General features: G+C 65.2%; 17 protein-coding genes. 9 read left to right on the top strand and 8 right to left on the bottom strand.

Annotation, left to right across the window (positions count from 1 at the left end; genetic code table 11):
* The first annotated feature begins 25 nt into the window (after window positions 1-25).
* Window positions 26-1,495: an aldehyde dehydrogenase family protein gene (locus SJY41_RS09045; RefSeq protein WP_380780987.1), complete on the top strand. Its 1,470-nt coding sequence runs from the start codon at window positions 26-28 to the stop codon at window positions 1,493-1,495.
* Between the two features lie 29 nt (window positions 1,496-1,524).
* The gene (locus tag SJY41_RS09040) at window positions 1,525-2,241 is read left to right on the top strand and encodes a TetR/AcrR family transcriptional regulator (protein WP_380780985.1); all 717 of its coding nucleotides are present in this window, start codon (window positions 1,525-1,527) and stop codon (window positions 2,239-2,241) included.
* A 312-nt stretch (window positions 2,242-2,553) separates the two neighbouring features.
* Here the strand turns inward: SJY41_RS09040 and SJY41_RS09035 are convergent, their stop codons facing one another.
* From SJY41_RS09035 to SJY41_RS09020, 4 genes are read right to left on the bottom strand one after another with little or no spacing between them, the layout of a single operon-like run.
* Window positions 2,554-3,363: an enoyl-CoA hydratase/isomerase family protein gene (locus tag SJY41_RS09035; RefSeq protein ID WP_380780984.1), complete on the bottom strand. Its 810-nt coding sequence runs from the start codon at window positions 3,361-3,363 to the stop codon at window positions 2,554-2,556.
* Between the two features lie 10 nt (window positions 3,364-3,373).
* Window positions 3,374-5,590, bottom strand: coding sequence for an acyl-CoA dehydrogenase family protein (locus tag SJY41_RS09030; RefSeq protein WP_380780981.1), 2,217 nt, complete (start codon window positions 5,588-5,590; stop codon window positions 3,374-3,376).
* A 15-nt stretch (window positions 5,591-5,605) separates the two neighbouring features.
* Window positions 5,606-6,439 (bottom strand): coniferyl-alcohol dehydrogenase, encoded by an 834-nt coding sequence (locus tag SJY41_RS09025; protein WP_380780979.1) that lies wholly within the window; start codon window positions 6,437-6,439, stop codon window positions 5,606-5,608.
* Window positions 6,440-6,463: 24 nt separating this feature from the next.
* The gene (locus SJY41_RS09020; RefSeq protein ID WP_380780977.1) at window positions 6,464-6,694 is read right to left on the bottom strand and encodes a ferredoxin; all 231 of its coding nucleotides are present in this window, start codon (window positions 6,692-6,694) and stop codon (window positions 6,464-6,466) included.
* Between the two features lie 242 nt (window positions 6,695-6,936).
* On the opposite strand from SJY41_RS09020, the gene SJY41_RS09015 reads away from it, so the two are divergent.
* Genes SJY41_RS09015 through SJY41_RS09000 form a run of 4 tightly spaced genes read left to right on the top strand, consistent with a single transcriptional unit; the run spans window position 6,937 to window position 10,444 of the window.
* Window positions 6,937-8,190, top strand: a complete 1,254-nt coding sequence (locus SJY41_RS09015) for a cytochrome P450 (protein ID WP_380780975.1) — start codon at window positions 6,937-6,939, stop codon at window positions 8,188-8,190.
* Between the two features lies 1 nt (window position 8,191).
* Window positions 8,192-8,596, top strand: coding sequence for a Zn-ribbon domain-containing OB-fold protein (locus SJY41_RS09010; RefSeq protein ID WP_380780973.1), 405 nt, complete (start codon window positions 8,192-8,194; stop codon window positions 8,594-8,596).
* A 29-nt stretch (window positions 8,597-8,625) separates the two neighbouring features.
* Window positions 8,626-9,753: a thiolase family protein gene (locus SJY41_RS09005; RefSeq protein ID WP_380784092.1), complete on the top strand. Its 1,128-nt coding sequence runs from the start codon at window positions 8,626-8,628 to the stop codon at window positions 9,751-9,753.
* Window positions 9,754-9,757: 4 nt separating this feature from the next.
* Window positions 9,758-10,444: a DUF2889 domain-containing protein gene (locus SJY41_RS09000; protein WP_380780971.1), complete on the top strand. Its 687-nt coding sequence runs from the start codon at window positions 9,758-9,760 to the stop codon at window positions 10,442-10,444.
* 125 nt (window positions 10,445-10,569) lie between these two features.
* Here the strand turns inward: SJY41_RS09000 and SJY41_RS08995 are convergent, their stop codons facing one another.
* Window positions 10,570-11,469 carry a helix-turn-helix domain-containing protein gene (locus SJY41_RS08995; RefSeq protein ID WP_380780969.1) on the bottom strand — a complete coding sequence of 300 codons (900 nt, stop codon included), beginning with the start codon at window positions 11,467-11,469 and terminating at the stop codon, window positions 10,570-10,572.
* Window positions 11,470-11,836: 367 nt separating this feature from the next.
* Entirely contained in the window at window positions 11,837-13,063 is a 1,227-nt protein-coding gene (locus SJY41_RS08990) for a CaiB/BaiF CoA transferase family protein (RefSeq protein WP_380780967.1), read from the bottom strand.
* A 232-nt stretch (window positions 13,064-13,295) separates the two neighbouring features.
* Between SJY41_RS08990 and SJY41_RS08985 the strand changes: the two genes are divergently transcribed.
* Window positions 13,296-14,084, top strand: a complete 789-nt coding sequence (locus SJY41_RS08985; RefSeq protein WP_380780965.1) for an SDR family oxidoreductase — start codon at window positions 13,296-13,298, stop codon at window positions 14,082-14,084.
* Window positions 14,085-14,242: 158 nt separating this feature from the next.
* Complete coding sequence (locus SJY41_RS08980) at window positions 14,243-14,539, top strand: hypothetical protein (RefSeq protein WP_380780963.1); 297 nt, start codon at window positions 14,243-14,245, stop codon at window positions 14,537-14,539.
* 534 nt (window positions 14,540-15,073) lie between these two features.
* Here the strand turns inward: SJY41_RS08980 and SJY41_RS08975 are convergent.
* Both SJY41_RS08975 and SJY41_RS08970 read right to left on the bottom strand, forming a co-directional pair.
* Window positions 15,074-15,544: a MarR family winged helix-turn-helix transcriptional regulator gene (locus SJY41_RS08975; protein ID WP_380780961.1), complete on the bottom strand. Its 471-nt coding sequence runs from the start codon at window positions 15,542-15,544 to the stop codon at window positions 15,074-15,076.
* Between the two features lie 4 nt (window positions 15,545-15,548).
* Window positions 15,549-16,820: an acetyl-CoA C-acetyltransferase gene (locus SJY41_RS08970; protein WP_380780959.1), complete on the bottom strand. Its 1,272-nt coding sequence runs from the start codon at window positions 16,818-16,820 to the stop codon at window positions 15,549-15,551.
* A 333-nt stretch (window positions 16,821-17,153) separates the two neighbouring features.
* On the opposite strand from SJY41_RS08970, the gene SJY41_RS08965 reads away from it, so the two are divergent.
* Window positions 17,154-18,680 (top strand): MFS transporter, encoded by a 1,527-nt coding sequence (locus SJY41_RS08965; protein WP_380780957.1) that lies wholly within the window; start codon window positions 17,154-17,156, stop codon window positions 18,678-18,680.
* The last annotated feature ends 2 nt before the right edge of the window (window positions 18,681-18,682 follow it).

Genomic DNA, 18,682 nt, shown 5'->3' with positions numbered 1-18,682 from the left:
TGTTTTCGATAGAAAGACCCTGGTCATGACGACTCTTCCCGACGCCAAGCTCTTCATCGACGGCGAACTCCGCAATGCCGGGGGCGGCAAGACCTTCGCCGTCATCAGCCCGTGGACAGGCGAGCCCGTCGGCAAGGCGGCGGATGCATCGGCGGCTGATGTCGAGGCGGCGATCGCCGCGGCGCGACGCGCCTTCGACGATACCGACTGGGCCACCAACATCGATCTTCGCGTGAAGCTCGTCACCAGGCTGCGCGACCTGTTCGCGGTGAATAAGGAACGCCTGTCGGACCTGGCGCGCCACGAAGCGGGTGCGGCCTGGGGCGCGGTCGGTCGCGCGCATGTCGACATGGCGATGGAGGGTTGGGACGATTACCTCGCGGCCTTCCCGAAGGTGACGTGGGAGCGTGATTACGGTGGCCGCACGTCCTACGGGTTCGAGACGCTGCGCAAGGCGGTGTATGAGCCGATCGGCGTGGTCGCCGCGATCACCCCGTGGAACGTCCCGTTGTACGTCAATGTCGGCAAGGTCGTTGCGGCATTGCTCGCCGGCTGCACGGTGATCCTGAAGCCCGCGCCCGATACGCCGGGCATGGGCGCGATCTTCGGCGAACTTGCGATCGAGGCGGGCTTCCCCAAGGGCGTGCTGAACGTCGTGTTCGGCAGCGATCCGGCACTGGCGGGTGAAATGCTGGTCAAGGACAAGCGCGTCGACCTGATCTCGTTCACCGGCTCCACCGGCGTCGGCAAGCGGATCATGCAGCAGGGCGCGGACACGCTGAAGCGCGTGTTCCTCGAACTCGGCGGCAAGTCGGCCAAGATCGTGCTCGACGACGCGCCGAACTTCGCGATGGACGTCGCCCAGACGATACTGGTGTTTCATGCGGGGCAGGGCTGCGCGGTCCAGTCGCGGCTGCTCGTGCCGAAGAGCCGCTACGAAGAGGTCAAGGCGATCCTGACCAAGGCCTATGCCGGGTTCGGCGACAATTGGGGCGTGTTCGACGAGCCCAAGCACATCATGGGGCCTGTCGTATCTAAGCGGCAGATGGAGCGGGTGATGTCGTACATCGAGCTCGGCCAACAGGAAGGCGCCACGATGATCGCAGGCGGCAAGATGCGCCCCGACAAGGGGGGGGGCTATTTCATCGAACCGACCTGCTTCGTCGACGTCACCAACGACATGCGGATCGCGCAGGAGGAGATCTTCGGACCTGTTCTCGTGGTGATCCCGTTCGAGGACGACGAGGATGCGATCCGGATCGCCAACGACAGCGATTACGGCCTCGGCGGCGGGGTGTCGTCGGGCGATCTCGATCGCGCCATGAAGATCGCCAAGCGCGTCCGTACCGGCACGATGAGCGTCAACGGCGGAATGAGCATCGCCGGCGATATACCGTTTGGCGGTTACAAGGCGAGTGGTATGGGCCGCGAATGGGGACTTGAGGGAATCGAGGAATTTCTCGAAACCAAGTTGATCGCGTGGCGGGCCGCTTGAGGTCGCTACAGGGCTAGAGGGATGCGAGCGTGGACGGTGTTCACCCAGTCGAAACGACCAAGACCCGACGCGCATCCGCCGCACCCAAAGCGCTGAGCCATAATCTCAACGGCCAGCGGCTGGGCCCCAAGGGACGCGACACGCGCGCGCGCATCCTGGCGGCGACCAACGAACTGCTGGCCGGATCGGTCGAGACGCCGATCTCGCTGAGCGCGGTCGCGCGGCAGGCGTCGCTCGGGATGACGTCATTGTACGTGTATTTCACCGACCTGACCGAGTTGCTGCTGGCCGTGCTAGAGCCGCTGACCGCCGATGCCGAGGACACCTATCTGCGCCACCTGCGCGAGCGCTGGCCGGACGAGACCCTGAACGCGCATTGCCTGGAATTCGTCACCGCGCTCCACGGCTTCTGGCATCGCAATTCGATGATCCTGCATCTGCGCAACAGCATGGCGGACCAGCGGGACGAGCGGATGATGGTCCACCGCGTCCATGCGGCCCAACCGGTGATCGGGTTGCTGATCTCGCAGATGGACCAGGAACCGGGCGTTCCCGGCACGCCGGCGTCGGGCATGGCGACGGTGCTGTACACCGGCATCGAACGCGTCGTAACGATCGCCACCGATCGGATCCTGCCGACGGTGTTGCCGGGTGCGTTCTCGCCGAACGTGCGGAATTTCCTGCGCGCGGAATCGCGGTTGCTGGAATTGGGGATACGCGAGTTTCGAGCGGGGCCGACGGGCTGATCGACCATGATGACGGTCAGCACTTCAACGCCCTAATCGATTATGACGACGGTCAACTAGGCCAAGTCCGTCACCCCAGCGAAAGCTGGGGTCTTCCGATTGGCTGGCGCCGCGCTTTTCAACGTGGATATCCCAGCTTTCGCTGGGATGACGTGGGCGTGGGGGAGAGCGGGGAAAACGAGACGCCGGCCCACCGCATCTTGTTCTCCCGCGAAGGTGGGAGCTCAGTCTGGGTCCCCGCCTTCGCGGGAAACATCGTTATGCAGCGCAGACGATAGTTACCAGCGTGGGGCGGCGGTCGGCCCCAAGCCGTTACTCCTTCGCCCCCAGCTTCGAAATATACCGCTCGATCCCCTCCAGATACGCCGGATTGAGCATCAGAGCGCTGTTCGCCATCCGCTCGACGTGCCGCCCCATTTCAGGCCCGAGTTCGCTCGCCATCTCGATCGCGATCTTCGCCGCGCCCATCTGTTCGCCGCTCGACTTGGTAAGGTGGCGGCAGAACGCCAGCGCCGCGTCCTCGAAGCCGTCGTCGGGCACTACGTCGTGGACCAGTCCCATGATCAGCGCGCGATCTGCGTCGGCCTTCTGGCTGCCCATGATCAGCCACCGCGCCCAGTGCGCGCCGCAGATCCGCGTCAGCCTGCTCACGCCGTTGGACGCCGGGAGTACTCCGAACAGCCCTTCGGGGAACGCGAACGACGCGGATTTCGCGGCCAGCCGGAAATCGCAGGACAGCGCGAGTTCCAGCCCGCCACCGACGCAATCGGCGTGGATGGCGCAGACGATCGGCTTCTCGACATGCTCCATCTCATCGTAGATCCGGTGCATGCCGTGGAGCCCGAGCCGGTGGTTCTCGCGGATCTCCGACGCGGTCGTCGGCCGCGGTCGCGAGGATCCGCCACGCAGATCCGCGCCCGCGCTGAAGAACCGGCCGTTCGCGCGGACCAGCATGACCTTCAGCGCGGGCGTATCGCGAAACCGGTGCAGCGCCGTCTCGAACAGCGCCATCGTTTCGCCCGACAGCGCGTTCAACTTGTCGGGGCGATTGAGCGTCGCGATCAGGATCCCGTCCTGGTCTTCGGTTAGCAGGTGCGGCGCTGAAACGGGGGTATCGGTCATGTGACGATCCTCAAGCGCGGGTGCGCGGCAGGCCGAGGCCGCGCTCGGCGATCATCGAGCGGTGCACTTCGCTGGTGCCGCCATAGATCGTCGAGCCCTGCGCATGGCGATAGAACATGTTGATCTCGGCCGCCGCTCCCTTGCGCTTCGACAGCGACAGCGGCGCGGTCAGGTCGAGCAGGTCGCGCGCGTCGGTGAGGAATTTCTCCGACGAGAACATCTTCGCCATCGGGCCGTATGCGAGGTTGGTCTTCTTCTCGGCGATCACCCAGGTCGCACGGAACGTCAGCAGTTCGGAGACCCACAGATTGGCGACGGTTCGCGCGAGCCGGGCCTGCGCCGCCGGATCGTCGATCAGCGGCTTGCCCTGCTTCGTGATATCGCGACACAGCTGCTCGCCCGCATGCAGCATCGCGCGCTGATACTTGGCGAACCCGCCGCCGTGCTCGAGTTCGAGGCTGGCGCTCATCGTCTTCACGCCGCCGTCGACGTCGCCAAGCCGCCAGCTGTCGGGGATCTTCACGTTGTCGTAGAAGGTGATGTTGGTCCGCTCGTCCTGGAACGTATGGACCGGCTGCACCGTCACGCCCTCGGTCTGTTCGCCATTGGTCTTCAGCGGCACGATGAACATCGTCAGCCCCTTGTGCTTGGCGACCTCAGTATTCGTACGCGCGAGCATCAGGACGTAGCTGGCGAGGTTGGCGCCGCTGGTGAACATCTTGGTCCCGTCGATCCGCCAGCCATTCCCGTCCGGCGTCGCGCGACACTGCGCGGCGAACACGTCGGACCCTGCGCCGGGCTCCGAATAGCCCAGGCTGCAGATCACTTCGCCCGACATGATTTGCGGTAGCACGTCTTGCTTGAGGTCGTCCGAGCCGAACCGGTGGATAATTAGAGCGACCATCTGCGATACGCCCGCCGCGGGATTGTTATACCCCTCGAACTCGAACGCATCCATCGCCGCGATCTTTGCATAAGGCGACAGGCCGCGCCCGCCGACGTCCTTCGGCAGCCCGAGATACAGCAGGTTCTCGGCGGCGAGCTTGCGGTTGAGTTCCGGATTGTAGCCTTCCCAGCTGTAGTGAAACCTGTCGCGCATTTCCGGCGTGACATTGGCGGCGAAGAAGGTGTGGATCTCCTGCGCGATCGCGTTGGCGTCGTCGCCGAGATCGAAGTCGATCGGGCTTTCGCCGGCGTCGGGCAGCGCGGTCGTCTCGCCCGCATAAAGGCGGCGACCGGCTTCGTCGAGCAGCCGCTGCGGATCGCCGAGCACGAGCGGCCACGCCTTGGCGCGCAGGTTGAACAGGAAGATGTCGTATTCGGTGGTCAGTCCGTAGCCGCCGAAGGTGTGGAGCGCCTGAGCAGTGGCGCGCGCGGCGGCTTCGGCGTTCCACCACGCCGCCACGGAGATCGCGGCCCCGGCGGTCGGCGTGCCGTTGGCGATGTCGCGGATCGCCTTCCAGACGAGGAACTTGCCGCCGTCCACTTCGCAGATCAGATCGGCGAGCGGGTGCGAGATCGCCTGAAACTGGCCGATGAACTGGCCGAACTGTTTCCGCTCGCTGGCATACGCCGCGGCTAGCTTGAGCGCCTCGCGCCCGAGCCCGGCAAGTGCCGCGGAAACCAGCAGCTTCCACTCCTCGATCGCGGCGGCGAACGTCGCCAGCGCAGCGTCGCCCGAGGCGAGGACAACCTGTGGCTGCGCCGCCAGATCGAGCTCGGCGAGGGGCGTGTCGGCGAGGTTCTCCTCCGCCACCCGCGCGACATCCGCCACGGTGACGAGCACCACGTCGCTGCCGTTTCGTGCGATCACGCCTTCCGCGATCAGGCCGCCGGCAATCCACTGGCGCGGCTGCTCGGCGATATCGTGGAAGGCGATCGTTACGACGCTCTCACCGGTCATCGCGCGGTCGAGCAAGCCAGCGTGGCCGCCCAGCAAGGCCAGCAGGCGTGCGGCGACGAGCGCCTCGGCGACCGGCCCGGAGGCGAGCGTGCGACCGGCCTCCTCCATCAAGACGGCGGCGTCGATCAATCCCAACCCGAGCCCGCCCGAGGCTTCGGGAACGCGGATCGACAGCGCGCCTTGCTCGGCCAGTCCCTTCCACAGCGCGGCATCAAAACCCGACGGAGCGGCAGCGCGGACCCGCGCGGTGGAACTGTTCTCGTCGAGGAAGCGCGCGAACATGTCGCGCATCATTTCCTGGTCGTCGGTCAGGTCGAAATTCATCGCGCCGTCCTGTTCTTATGCCGCAGCGGGAGCCGCACGACGCATCATCTTGCTGAGATCGACTTGGCCCGTCGCGACGCCGCCCATGAACCCGCCATCGACGGGGAAGACCACGCCGTTGACGATCCCGGCGAGCGCACTGTTGAGCAGGACGAGCCCGCTCGCCTGTTCCTCGGGCGTCGAATAGCGGCCCATCGGTTCGGCGGCGGCATCGACCACGTCCTTGCCCGACGTCTCGTGGAACGCCGCCATCATCGGCGTCTGCGTCGGGCTGGGCAGGGTGCAGTTGATCCGGATGCCCTGCTTGATCAGGTGCGCGCCCATATATTGCGTCCAGACGATCACGTTCTCCTTGGAGAAGCTGTAGCCTTCCTTGATCGTGTCCTCCTGGTGCGCTTCGGCCCATTCGACCGCGGCTGCGAACCCCTTGGTGGTGACGAACTCCATATTGGTCGGGATGCGACGGCTCCAGCCGAGCCCGCCGGTCGAGGCGATGCTGGCGATCGCACCGCCTGGGCCCATCAACGGCAGGACCTGTTCAGTCAGGTGGCGCAAGCCGATGAAATTGACCTTCATCACGTCCATCGCGGGGAAGGACTGCGGCAGACCGGCACAGTTGAACAGCGCATCGACCTTGCCGCCAATTGCGGCCACGCCCGCCTCGATCGAACCGGGATCGCGCAAGTCGACGTTGGTGAAGCTCGCGAGCGGCAGCGTGGAAGGCTTGTAGTCGAGGCCGTGGACCTCGGCGCCTAGCGACAGCAACAGCTTGGCAGTCGCCTCGCCCATGCCGGAGAAGCAACCGGTAACGATCACGCGTTTGCCGTTATAGCCGAGAATGTCGCTCATTATGTGCTCCACAATATTGGGATTTCAGGCGCGCTTGGTAGGCGGCCAGGAGATCGTGCCGTCGTCTTCCTCGACGAAGATGATGCGTTCGGGGCAGGAGCGGGCACCGTTCTTCGCCGCTTTTTCCTGGCCTGCGGGCACGTCGAACGCCTCGATCGCGATGTAGCCGTCGTCGTCGAGCGGGAAGAGTGCGTCGGCGACCGCCGCACACCGCGCATTGCCGACACAGCCCGATTTATCGATCCGGACTTTCATCCCTTCTCTCCCTAATTCCGAGCCGATCTAGCACGAACAAGGGCTTGGCGATCAACCGTGGCCAAGCCTCATCGCCGCCGCGATGCAGTGCCGAAAACCCCAGCAACGGGTGGATCGCTGCGGCGATGCCGGGTGCTGGAGCATTGCCTTTGCTTGGGGTGCGCGCGACACAGGTCCGGATATGGCACGCGCGCTCGCCGGAGCCGCGCGGCACGCAGACGCGACGTTACCGGAGGCCCAAGATGGCACAGTCTCAGCTCAGTTCGACCGTCCCCAAACCGGATCACGTGCCCGACGCGCTGGTCTATGATTTCGATATTCATGGCGATCCGGAATTGCTGGTCAATCCGCATGGTCGGCTGCTCGATATGGCCCGCAATGCCCCGCCGGTGTTTTGGACACCGCGCAACGGCGGCGGCTGGGTGATCCTGAGCCACGCCGCGAACTACGCCGCCTCGCGCGATACCGAGGCGTTCTCCAGCGAGTTCGTGCCGAGGGCGCAAATGGACGCGATGCTCGCGTCGCTGCCGCCGGGTGCGCCTCATATCCCATTGCCGGTGCCGATCACGCTCGATCCGCCGGAGCACACCAAATACCGCCAGCCGCTCCAGAAGGTCTTCTCACCCAAGACCATCAACTCGTTGCGAGCTAGCATCAAAGACCTGGCGGCGGAGCTGATCGACGCGGTCAAGGCTGACGGTGCCTGCGAGTTCATGTCCGCGATCGCGGAGCCGCTGCCGGTGCAGGTGTTCCTAAAGATGCTCGGGCTGCCGCTAGAACGGCAGGAGGAATATCGCGCGATCGTGAAGGAACACATGGCGGCGATCGACACCGATCGCGCCGGCTCGATGCGACGCCTGCAACGGATCGCGGCAGCCATGCGCGACACCGTGCTCGACCGAAAGGACAATCCACGCGACGACATCCTGTCGATGCTGTGGAAGATCGAGATCGACGGCAAGCCGACCACGCTCGCCGACATGGAGAATTACGGCGTCCTGCTGTTCATCGCCGGGCTCGACACGGTGATGAACGGCATGGGGCTGGCGATGCGTGGCCTCGCGCTCGATCCCGCGCTCCAGAACCAGTTGCGCGCGGAACCCAAGCTGATTGCGGAGGCCTCGGAGGAAATGCTGCGGCGGTTTACCTTCACCGTGCCGATGCGGATCATCAAGAAGCAGGTCGAACTCGCCGGCGCGACGATGATGCCGGGCGAGATCGTCAAGTTGCTGCTGCCGGCCGCCGATTTGGATGCTGCCGAATTTCCTCATCCCGACACCTACGACCTGAAGCGCGAGAACAACGTGCATATCGCGTTCGGCGTGGGCCCGCACAGGTGCCTGGGCTCGCACCTCGCGCGCGTCGAATTGCAGGTGCTGTACGAGGAGATGCTCGCGCGGCTACCCGAGTTCCGGCTCGATCCCGCGCGTCCGCCTGTCTTCCACGGCGGGCATGTGATGGGGATCGAGGAGATGCATCTGGTGTGGGACGCCTGACTTGGCCTGGCAGCGCTCCCGCGTCCGGCTCGACAAGGATAATCGCGCGTTTTGGACGGGCGGCGCGGACGGCGCGCTGAACATTGCGCGGTGCGGCGATTGCAGCGGCTTCATCCACCCGCCGCGCGAAATCTGCCGGCATTGCCTGTCGGAAAACGTCGCGCCGTTTGCGGTTTCGGGGACCGGCGTGGTCGATACGTTTACCATCAATCACCAGGCGTGGGCGAAGGACATGGACGTCCCGTTCGTCATCGCCCGCGTGAAGCTCGACGATGCGCCGGGGGTGTATTTGACGACCAACGTAGTCGGCTGTCCGGTCGATGCGGTGGACATCGACGACCGGGTGCGCGTGACGTTCGAGGAACAAGACGGCATCTGGTATCCGCTGTTCGAGAAGATCGCGTGAAGGGCGAGGCCTATATTACCGGGCTCGGCATGTCGGAGGTCGGCGTTCGGCTGAGCCGCTCGCCGCTCGGACTGACGCTGGATGCCGTGCGTGAGGCGATTGCCGATGCCGGGCTGACGCTCGACCAGATCGACGGCGTCGCGACCTATCCGGGCAAGATGCCGGCGTATCTCGGTTTCTCGCCGATCGGCTCGGATGACGTGATCGAGGCGTTCGGGTTGACGACGCGCTGGCATGTCGGTGCGGCGGAGACCACCGCGCAACTGGGCGCGATCGCCGAGGCGGCCGCCGCGGTGAAGGCGGGGCTCGCGCGGCACGTCATCTGCTTCCGCACCGTCTATGAGGCGGCGGCGATGGCGCGGCCGGACGAATTCCCGCCGATGGAGCGCCGCAAGGACGTCACCGGCAATTCGCAATGGGTGTCGCCGTTCGGCGCGTTCTCCGCCGCCAACTGGACCGCGCAGTTCGCGATGCGGCACATGAAGCGCTATGGCCTGACGCGCGAACAGCTCGCGCAGGTCGCGCTTAACGATCACGCCAACGCGGCGCTCAATCCGCGTGCGCTCGTCAAGGCGCCGCTGACGATGGACACCTACATGGCGGCGCGCATGATCTCGACGCCGTTCTGCCTTTACGATTGCGACCGGTTCACCGATTGCTCGACGGTGGTGATCGTGTCGGCGGGCGATGCGCTCGCCGAGGTCAAGACGACGCCGATCCGCATCGCAGCGTCCGCGGGGTCGGTCGAGCGCTACAGCTGGGATCAGGCGGAATGGGCGAGCGCCTATCCGACCGGGCGCGATTTGTGGAAGAACACCGATTACATTGTAAAAGACGTCGATACCGTCCAGCTCTACGACGGGTTCGCGTTCCAGCCGATCACTTGGTTGGAAGGGCTCGGCTTTTGCGAGGTTGGCGAGGGCGGGCGCTTCATCGAGGGCGGCACGCGCATCGCGCGCGATGGCGTGCTGCCGATGAATACGGGCGGCGGACAGCTCGGCTGGGGACGGCTGCACGGCTTCGGTTTTGCGTATGAGGCGGTCGTGCAGTTACGCGGCGAGGGCGATGCGCGACAGATCGGCGGCGATCCGCGCGTCGCGATCGCGACGTCGGGCGGCGGGCCGATGGCAGCGGCATTGTTGTTGGCGAAGGACTGAACCGATGACGCCCGCGTTCCACCGGCATGTGCTCATCACACCGGGCGAGAGTGCGGTGAGAACATGGGTCGAAGACGATTATCACCATATGGGCGTCACGCTGCACCATGATGGCGCGACAATTAGGGGCGTCGAGGCGGAAATTCTGCGCGCGCCATGGTCGACCTGTCCGGGGGCAGTGGCGCAACTCGAAGCGACGTTTGCCGGCGTCGCGCTGGGAGCAGTAGCGACGCGGGGTGAGAAGACGATCAACTGCACCCATCTACATGACATGGCGGTGATCGCCGCATTCCATGCGCACGACGCCACGCCGACCCGGTATACCATCGTCGTCAGCGATGCAGTCGATGGCATCCGGGTGGCCGAGATCGCGCGCGACGGAATTCACGTGCTGCGCCTCGTCGAGCAGTCGGGACTGATCGTCGAACCCGCCGCGGCATTGAAGGGGACGCTGTTCCAGCTCGGCGGCTGGATGGCTTTGCTGGAACCAGCCGAACGGGAGGCGGCCAGATTGCTGCGCTGGGCAGCGATCATAGCGCATGGTCGCGCGATCCCGATGGATCGGCAATCGGACGCGACGCGGATGCCGGCGACCTGCTTTACGTTTCAGGAAGGACGTAAGCAGCGGGCTGTACGCATCGGCCGGATCGTGGATTTCTCTGCAGGCGATACGCTGCCTTCGACCAAATAGGCCTTCGCGGTTCGACCCTTGATGTTCGCGCGTCGGCGGGGGCACAGTCCAATTGGCGATCTCAAGATAAGCGGCAAGGGCCCGACATCGCTGCCGGGCCGCTTATCGTCTATCCCCGCAACCGCTCAGCTATACGCGCGCTCGCCGGGCATCGTGGACCGGTGCGCCATCATCGATACCGGCAGGCGCTCGGGCAACCGGCTCGTCGCGGCGCAGGGGAGGCCGGTTTCGAACAACGGCTGGGACACCGTGAATGCGGCCTCTTGGTTGTAGAAGCACCGCGTGACCGCATCGTGCAACGTCTCCAGCAACGCCGCCACGTCGACCTGCTCGCTGGCATCGTAGACGAAACCGATCGCGAGCGGCTGGTTGGCGGGCTGGTCGGGGAACAGCACGGCAGCGACCTGCGCGGTCGTGTCAAAGCCGATCGGACCGGCGACCTCACCGTCGATATGACATTTCTGGAGCTTGCCCGCCATTTCGGGGAAGGCGAACTTGCGTTCGTCGCAGGCCTCGGCGTTCAGGCGGCGCAGCATGCTTTCGCGGCGCGCGGGCGGGATCGTCGAGAGCAGCAGCTGGCCGGCGGCGGAGTCGCACAGATGCTCCTTCTGGCCGCCGCTGATCGCGAACGAATTGGCGGTGCGAAGCGGCTTCTGCCCTTCGCGCCACGTGTAGATCTGCACCTTGAGGCTGACCATGCCGAACACCCCGATACCGAGCCCGGTCTGCGCGCTGAGGCGATCGATCAAACCGGTAAGACGGCCATCGCGAACGACGGAGGGTTGTGCCGCACAGCCGAGCATCGCGGCGCGCGGGGTGGGGGAATAGGAGCGAGACTGCGGGTCCTTGTAGAGCAAACCCACCTCGACGAGGCTCGACAGGAGTTCGGACGTGCTGGACTGCGGGCGGTCGAAGCGACGGACGATATCCATCACCGTCGCCTGCGGATGCGTCTCGTCGAAAAACTCGAGGACTTCAATCACGCGCTTGGCGATCTTTGCCTTGTTCGATGCGTTCGCAACCATGTCCGCTCTCCTAACGTGTTTTTATAATAGACAGGGTTGTTCAATACGCAGGGCATATTGTCAATAAAAACGAGAGGCCATCATTTATTTGTGCAGCACAAAAACTTGGCACCGGAATGGGTGTATCGCAGGGGTCATCGGGCCGGAATGGCGGCACAAATCGTGGATGGTAACGCCAACAGCGAGATATTGTGCGGTGCGGTAAAATCGCGGTTTGGTGGCAGGATTATTTTTTACCATAGGACGAAACGTGTTGGCGGAACGCCGACATACCGGACCATCCGGTCGGCAAACCGGACATCCTCGCCGTAAACGAGTCGAAAAGCCGTAGGCCGACAAGGCAGGTCCCGCGACTCGGATTACCGCATCAGGCGATCGCGCCCTTGGCCTTCAGGTCCTCGATCCGGTCCCAGTCGACGCCCAGTTCCATCAGCACCAGTTCGGTATGTTCCGATGCCTGCGGCGCGCGCGTCGTCTCCAGCGGCTTGCCGTCGAACTGCACCGGACCACGAACGAGCCGCAGCGGCGCTCCACCATCGCCGCCCTCGACTTCGACGATCATGTCATTGGCGAGCGCTTGTTCGTCAGTGAGCAGATCCTCGAAGCTTTGCACCGGCGCCCATTGCCCTTTCATGGTCTTAAGATGTTGCCGCCAATAGACGAAGGGCTGCGCAGCGAACGCCTTGACCAGGATGTCGCTCGCGGCGCCGGCATTCTCGATCAGCAGTTTTACATCGGCAAAGCGCGGATCGTTCGCCGCTTCCGGAACGCCTACATGGGCGAAGGTGTCGGTGATCAGGCCGGTCGGGCTGACCACGCAGAGGTTGATCGTGCCGCCGTCCGACGTGCGGAAATTGCCCATGAACGGATTGCGCGTCGAACCGCCCGAAACAGGCATGCCGTTGCGCGTGACGATGCCCGTCTCCATCACCTGCGAAACGAGCGCGCCCGAGGCCCACCAGGCGGCACTGAGCAGAGACACGTCGAGTTCCGCGCCCTCGCCGGTCTTCTCGCGATTATAGAGGGCCGCCGCGATCCCGCCGGCGATGAACATGCCGCCGATCGAGTCGCCGAATGCGGCGATGCCCTGTGTCAGCGGCCCGTCGAGTTCGGCGGGGGTCATCGAATAGGCGACGCCGCTACGCGACCAGAAACACGTCCCGTCGAACCCACCGATCTCACGCTCAGGACCCTTGTTCCCCAGAGCGCTGCCCCGCGCGTAGATGATGTTCGGGTTGACCGCGCGGATATGCTCGACATCGAACTTGTTCTTCTGGCGGAGCTGCGGAAGGTAATTGGTCAGGAACACGTCGCAGGTCCTGGCGAGTTCGTAGAGGATCTGCTGGCCCTCGGGGGTCGAGACGTCGATGCCGACACTGCGCTTGCCGCGGTTGGGATGCTCGAACAGCGTGTGGCGCTGCGGATCGAGCGTTACGCCGCCCATGTTGAGGAACCCGCGCTGCGTGTCGCCGCGCACCGGATGCTCGATCTTGATAACGTCGGCGCCCCAGTCCGCGAGGATGCCGCCCGCCGCCGGCACGAACGTGAATTGCGCCACTTCCAGAACCCGGACGCCCTTCATCACGTGTGTCATATCATTCCCCTGCGTCGGAATGTGCCGACGTTCTATTGCCTCGAAGCCTATAAGGTGATGCGGCGGCGACAAGGCGCGGGGGCGATGCGCGGTGCTCCTATCGCTGGCACGATACGCCAGTGGTCGCCAACGCCACGGCGATATCCCCGGGGGTCGGTTGATGAAGCCCGAAACGCTGTCGATAGCCGGTTGCAATGCCCGCCGATGCGCGGCGCCCATTGGGAGAGATGCCATGAAGATCGACACGTCGCTGTCCGCCATCGTCACGGGCGGCGCATCGGGACTGGGGCTCGCCACCGCGCAGGCGTTGATCGCCGGCGGCGTGAACGTCGCGATCTTCGACATCAGTGCCGACGGCGAGCGGATCGCGGACGAGATCGGCGCAAAATTCTTCAAGGTCGACATAACCTCGGAAGACAGCGCACTTGCCGGATTCGAGGCGGCGCGTGCCGCGAACGGGCAGGAGCGTATCCTCGTCCACTGCGCGATGGTCGCCAAGGGCGGCAAGACCGTCAGCCGGGACAAGGCGACGGGTGGATACAAGCGGCTTTCGACCGAGGATTACGCGCTGTCGGCGGAAGGGATCCTGGTCGCAAGCTACCGGATGGCGTCGATCGCGGCGCTGGGGATGGCGGCGCTCGACCCGCTCGAGGACGGCGAGCGCGGCACGATCGTGCTGACCTCGAGTGCCGCGGCGCAGGACGGACAGGTTGGGCAGATCTGCTACGGATCGCTCAAGGCAGGGGTGAACGGCCTGGTCCTGCCGATGGCGCGCGACCTGATGGACCTCGGCATCCGCGTGAACGCGATCATGCCCGGCATCTTCGCAACGCCGCCGATGCTGCGCTTCAAGGAACTGAACCCGCCGATGTGGGACAGTCTCAACGCATCGGTGCCGTTCCCCAAGCGACTCGGCAAGCCCGAGGAGTTTGGCAGCCTGGTGATGGAGCTGGTGCGCAACACCTATTTCAACGCGCAGACGATCCGTCTTGACGGCGCGATCCGGATGCCGCCGCGATAGGGGGGCAAACCCGGACGCGCGAGCAATCGGCGGCAAACTTTGTGCACTGCGGCATCGAAAAGCTTGACAACGTATATTTGCTAACCTAGCTTAGCATTATCGCGGATCTGATCCGCCCCGTTATCGATCGTTTCTCGTTTCGCCTGGGAGCAAAAGTCATGAAGAAGTTCGCCCTGATTCTCGCCTTCGCCGCTCTGGCGCCTGCCGCTCCGGCGTTCGCCGACGAGGTTGCAGTGCCCGTCAAGGCATCGGCCACGGCCACGCCGGTCGTCGGCAAGATGCTCTACAGCACCGGCGGCAAGAAGCTGGCCGCGATCTACAAGCTAGACGGCGGCAGCGCGCCGCAGATCCTGCTCGACGGCAAGCTCATCACGGTGCCGAGCGAGACGCTCAGCGACGTCGATGGTCACATCGAGACGAGCCTGACCAAGAAGGACCTGATGACGCGCCGCTGATCCTGCGCGACGATACCCAAAGGGCACTGCGACATAACGTCGCGGTGCCCTTTTCCGTTGGGGCTTGAGGGCGTAGGCGCGAGAATAAGGGTGATTGGCGGCGCCAGACCGATCGACATTCGGTGTGACGCGCTTGATCCGCCGCACGTTTTGTCGTTCCATACGTTACGGCATGTACGGTCTGTTCAGGACCGTTTGCTCCGCGGTCACCGGGCCATGAAACCATGGGAGCCGGGTCGCGCAACCGTCGATCCCGGCATGCGTCGGCGATCGACGCTCTGCGAAATGTAAACCTTGTTTCCCTGCGAAGGCGGGGACCCAGACTGGGCTCCCGCCCTTGCGGGAGAACAAAGCAGCGTTGGTGACGGCGTCGGACGGCGCGTGCATGGCTGGTCGGGATAGTTGGAGGCGTTCAACGGAGAGGACGCTAGGCCGACCTATCAGCCTGCCGTCTTTCGATCGCCTGTGTTTGCCACCGATAGCGGGCAGGGAACCGCTCCGGGTCGAAACGCCGGTAGGGCGACGCCGGCAGCCCTACCGCATCGCAGCGATATTCGTCGTGATCCTGTCCAGATACGTCTCGAACCGCGCGATATCCTCTGCTTCGAACCCCGCGAAGATTGCTTGCTCGTGGATCATCGCCACGCCGGATATCTTGTCGAGCAGCGTGGCGGCCGCATCGGTCAGATGGACGCAATAGGCGCGGCGATCGTCTTCCTTCGGCTGACGGACCAGCATCCCATCGCTGCACAGCCGATCGATCAGCCGCCCGACCGAAGCCTCGGACATTTCGAGGATTTCGGCCACCTCGCGCTGCGTTACGCCGGGACGCCGCGAGATCACCGCGATCAGCGTCCATTGCGACCGCGTCACGCCGATGGCCGCGACGCTCTGGTCGAAGCTCTTGTGCATCTGGCGTGCGGCGACCGTAATTTTCAGCGAGAGCGCGCGCCGGACGTTGATGGGCTCGCCGCTGGCGGCTTTCGGTATGAGGTGTGTCGCCAACGGTTCAGACTCGTTCGATGATGATCGCAGGCGCCATGCCGCCCGCCGCGCACATCGTGATCAGGCCGTAGCGTCCGCCGGTCCGTTCCAGCTCGTCGAGCGCTGTACCGATCAGCACCGCGCCGGTCGCGCCGATCGGATGGCCGAGCGCGATCGATCCGCCATTGGGGTTCACCTTGGCACGATCGAGCCCCAGATCGCGGATGAACTTCTCGACGACCACCGCGAACGCCTCGTTCACCTCGAACACGTCGATATCGGCAACGGTCAGCCCGGCCTTCGCCAGGACCTTTCTCGCAGCCGGGACGGGGCCGTTGAGCATCAGCGTCGGATCGTCGCCGACATTGGCGGTCGCGACGATCCGCGCGCGCGGCGTCCAGCCCTGCTTGTCGGCATAGTCCTTCGACGCGAGCAGGATCGCCGCCGCGCCGTCGACCACGCCCGACGACGTGCCGACATGATGGACGGGCTCGAACTTGAGATCGGGATAGCGCTGGTTGATGAGTTGCTTGAAGGTCGGGCCGTCCTTGCTGGAGGGCATGTCGTAGAACGCCCCGAACGCGGGCTTGAGCTGGCCGAGGCTTTCCGCCGTCGTATCCGGCCGCGGGTATTCCTCATGATCGAGCATCACGTTGCCGTCGTCGTCGGTGACCGTGACGGTGGACCGATCGAAACGCCCCTCGGCGATCGCGAGAGCCGCGCGGCGCTGGCTCTCGGCGCCGAACAGCTCGAGATCGGCGCGGCTGATGCCTTCCATCGCCGCGATCGCATCGGCGGCCACGCCCTGGTTGGTCTGCGGATGCTTTGCCTGCAACCGTGCGTTGCCGGTGCCCAGACCGCTTGCCGCGTTCACCCTGGCCTCGCGCAACCGGGCGCCATATTCGACGACATGGCTCATCATCTCGGTGCCGCCGGCGATGACCAGGTCTTCCATGCCGGCCATGATCTGCGCGGCGGCCAGCGTCGTCGCGGTGATCCCCGAGCCGCAGAAGCGATCGAGCGTGACGCCGCTGGCGCGCGGATCATAGCCCGCATCGAGCGCGGCCATCCGGCCGATGTCGCCGCCCTGCAGCCCGACCTGCGCACTGGTGCCCCAGATGATGTCGTCGACATCCTCGGTTTTGATATGGTTACGCTCCTTCAGTGCGACGAGCACGGCGGCGGCGAGATGCTGCGGATGCATCCCCGCATAGGCGCCGCCCTTCTTCCCGTTGGCACTGCTCTTGCCGACGCCGCGCGGCGTGCGGACGGCATCGATGATATAGGCATCGGCCATGATCGTCTTCCTCATGCGCGGGTCGCGAGATCGCACCTAGCGGCGACACCAGCGTTCCCAGCCGATATCGCATGGGGCAGCGCCTCGCGCCACCCTGCGGCAATCGCGACGGCGATCTATCTTGGCACCTCGCTTCCCACTCGCGCTCCCCACCGATACCACCGACCAAAGGCGATCGAGAGGGCCGCAGATGCGCGCTGAGGGCGGGACGGAAACGGCGGGGAGAGGCGGCGCGTTCGAACCGCTGCGCGAACCGGTGTTCCGGCGCATCTGGCGGCCAGCGTCCTTTCCAATTTCGGCCAGTTGATCCTGGGTGTCGGCGCGGCGTGGGAGATGACGCGCCTGACCTCGTCCGCCAGCCTCGTCGCGCTCGTCCAGACCGCCCTGATGCTGCCGCTGATGCTGGTCGCGGTGCCGGCGGGTGCTGTCGCCGACATGTTCGATCGGCGGCGCATCGCGATGACCGGGCTGGCGTTTTCCGCGGTATGCGGCGCGCTGCTGACGACGCTGGCCTGGGCAGGGCTGACCAGTCCGTGGGTGCTGCTCGCCTTCTGCTCGCTGATCGGAGCGGGGGTCGCGCTGTACAGCCCGTCGTGGCAGGCATCGATCAGCGAGCAGGTGGCGCCCGCGCAACTGCCCGCCGCGATTGCGCTCGGATCGATCAGCTACAACGTCGCGCGCAGCTTCGGCCCGGCGGTCGGCGGGCTGATCGTGCTCGCGGCGGGCGCCAAGGCGGCGTTCGCGATCAACGCCTTATGCTATCTGCCGCTGCTGATCGCCTTCTACCTGTGGAACCGGCGGCACGTTCCCTCGCGCCTGCCGCCCGAGCGGATTGACCGGGCGATCGTCACTGGCGCGCGCTATGCGCTACATTCAGGATCGGTGCGCACGGTCCTGGTCCGCGCATTCATGTTCGGGTTGGCCGGCGCGTCGTCGTCCGCCCTCGCACCGCTCATCGCCAAGACCATGCTCGGCGGCAATGCCAGCATCTACGGCATCCTGCTCGGGTCTAGTGGAGTCGGCGCGGTGACCGGTGCGCTCGCCGTCGGGCGGATCAGCGAGCGGATGAGCAACGAGGCGGCAAGTCGTCTGATGGCGCTGATCGGCGGCGTCGCGCTCGTCGTGGTCGGGCTGAGCCGATCGGTGCCGCTGACGTGCGCCGGGCTGTTCGTCGCGGGCGCGGCGAGCATCATCACGATCGCGATGTTCAACATCTCGGTCCAGCTCGCCGCGCCGCGTTGGGTGACCGCGCGCGCGCTGTCGCTGTTCTCGTCCGCGCTGACCGGGGGAATCGCAATCGGATCGGTGTTCTGGGGGATCGTCGCGAACCATTGGGCGGTCGACGTCGCGGTGATCGCGTCGGGCGTCGCGCTATGCCTGACGCCGCTGCTCGCGTTCGTGTTTCCGCTGCCGCTGACGGTGCTGTCGGGCATGGAGTCGGTCGAGATCGCGCATGAGCCCGAGGTCGCGATGGCATTGACGATGCGGTCCGGTCCGGTCGTGATCGAGGTCGACTACCGCGTCGGTGCCGACCTCGCCCGGCCGTTCTACGATGCGATGCGAAAGGTCCAGCGGTCGCGGTTGCGCAACGGCGGCTTCAACTGGTCGCTGTCGCGCGATATCGGCGATCCGGAGCTCTGGACCGAACGCTATCAGTTCCCGACCTGGAGCGATTACCTGCGCACCCGTGAACGGTTCACGCAGGCGGATCTGAAAGCGCAGGCGATCGCCGACTCGTTTATCGCCGACGGTGTCCTCAAGCGCGTTCGCCGCCGCTTGGAACGGCCGTTCGGTTCGGTCCGCTGGCGCGCGGATTCGCCCGATCCTCGGCAGGGCACGATCGGCTATCTCGGCCCCTGACA

Source organism: Sphingomonas sp. R86520, assembly GCF_042466285.1.
GTDB lineage: Bacteria > Pseudomonadota > Alphaproteobacteria > Sphingomonadales > Sphingomonadaceae > Sphingomonas.
This window is presented reverse-complemented; position numbering and strand designations above follow the sequence as displayed.

Excerpts from the sequence above, each read along its gene's own strand:
- SJY41_RS09045 (WP_380780987.1), top strand. The coding sequence starts at position 26 with ATGACGACTCTTCCCGACGCCAAGCTCTTCATCGACGGCGAACTCCGC.
- SJY41_RS09035 (WP_380780984.1), bottom strand. The coding sequence starts at position 3,363 with ATGACCGATACCCCCGTTTCAGCGCCGCACCTGCTAACCGAAGACCAG.
- SJY41_RS08970 (WP_380780959.1), bottom strand. The coding sequence starts at position 16,820 with ATGGCCGATGCCTATATCATCGATGCCGTCCGCACGCCGCGCGGCGTC.
- SJY41_RS08990 (WP_380780967.1), bottom strand. The coding sequence starts at position 13,063 with ATGACACACGTGATGAAGGGCGTCCGGGTTCTGGAAGTGGCGCAATTC.
- SJY41_RS08965 (WP_380780957.1), top strand. The coding sequence starts at position 17,154 with ATGACGCGCCTGACCTCGTCCGCCAGCCTCGTCGCGCTCGTCCAGACC.
- SJY41_RS08985 (WP_380780965.1), top strand. The coding sequence starts at position 13,296 with ATGAAGATCGACACGTCGCTGTCCGCCATCGTCACGGGCGGCGCATCG.
- SJY41_RS09005 (WP_380784092.1), top strand. The coding sequence starts at position 8,626 with ATGTCGGAGGTCGGCGTTCGGCTGAGCCGCTCGCCGCTCGGACTGACG.
- SJY41_RS09000 (WP_380780971.1), top strand. The coding sequence starts at position 9,758 with ATGACGCCCGCGTTCCACCGGCATGTGCTCATCACACCGGGCGAGAGT.
- SJY41_RS09030 (WP_380780981.1), bottom strand. The coding sequence starts at position 5,590 with ATGAATTTCGACCTGACCGACGACCAGGAAATGATGCGCGACATGTTC.
- SJY41_RS08980 (WP_380780963.1), top strand. The coding sequence starts at position 14,243 with ATGAAGAAGTTCGCCCTGATTCTCGCCTTCGCCGCTCTGGCGCCTGCC.
- SJY41_RS08995 (WP_380780969.1), bottom strand. The coding sequence starts at position 11,469 with ATGGTTGCGAACGCATCGAACAAGGCAAAGATCGCCAAGCGCGTGATT.
- SJY41_RS09015 (WP_380780975.1), top strand. The coding sequence starts at position 6,937 with ATGGCACAGTCTCAGCTCAGTTCGACCGTCCCCAAACCGGATCACGTG.
- SJY41_RS09020 (WP_380780977.1), bottom strand. The coding sequence starts at position 6,694 with ATGAAAGTCCGGATCGATAAATCGGGCTGTGTCGGCAATGCGCGGTGT.
- SJY41_RS09025 (WP_380780979.1), bottom strand. The coding sequence starts at position 6,439 with ATGAGCGACATTCTCGGCTATAACGGCAAACGCGTGATCGTTACCGGT.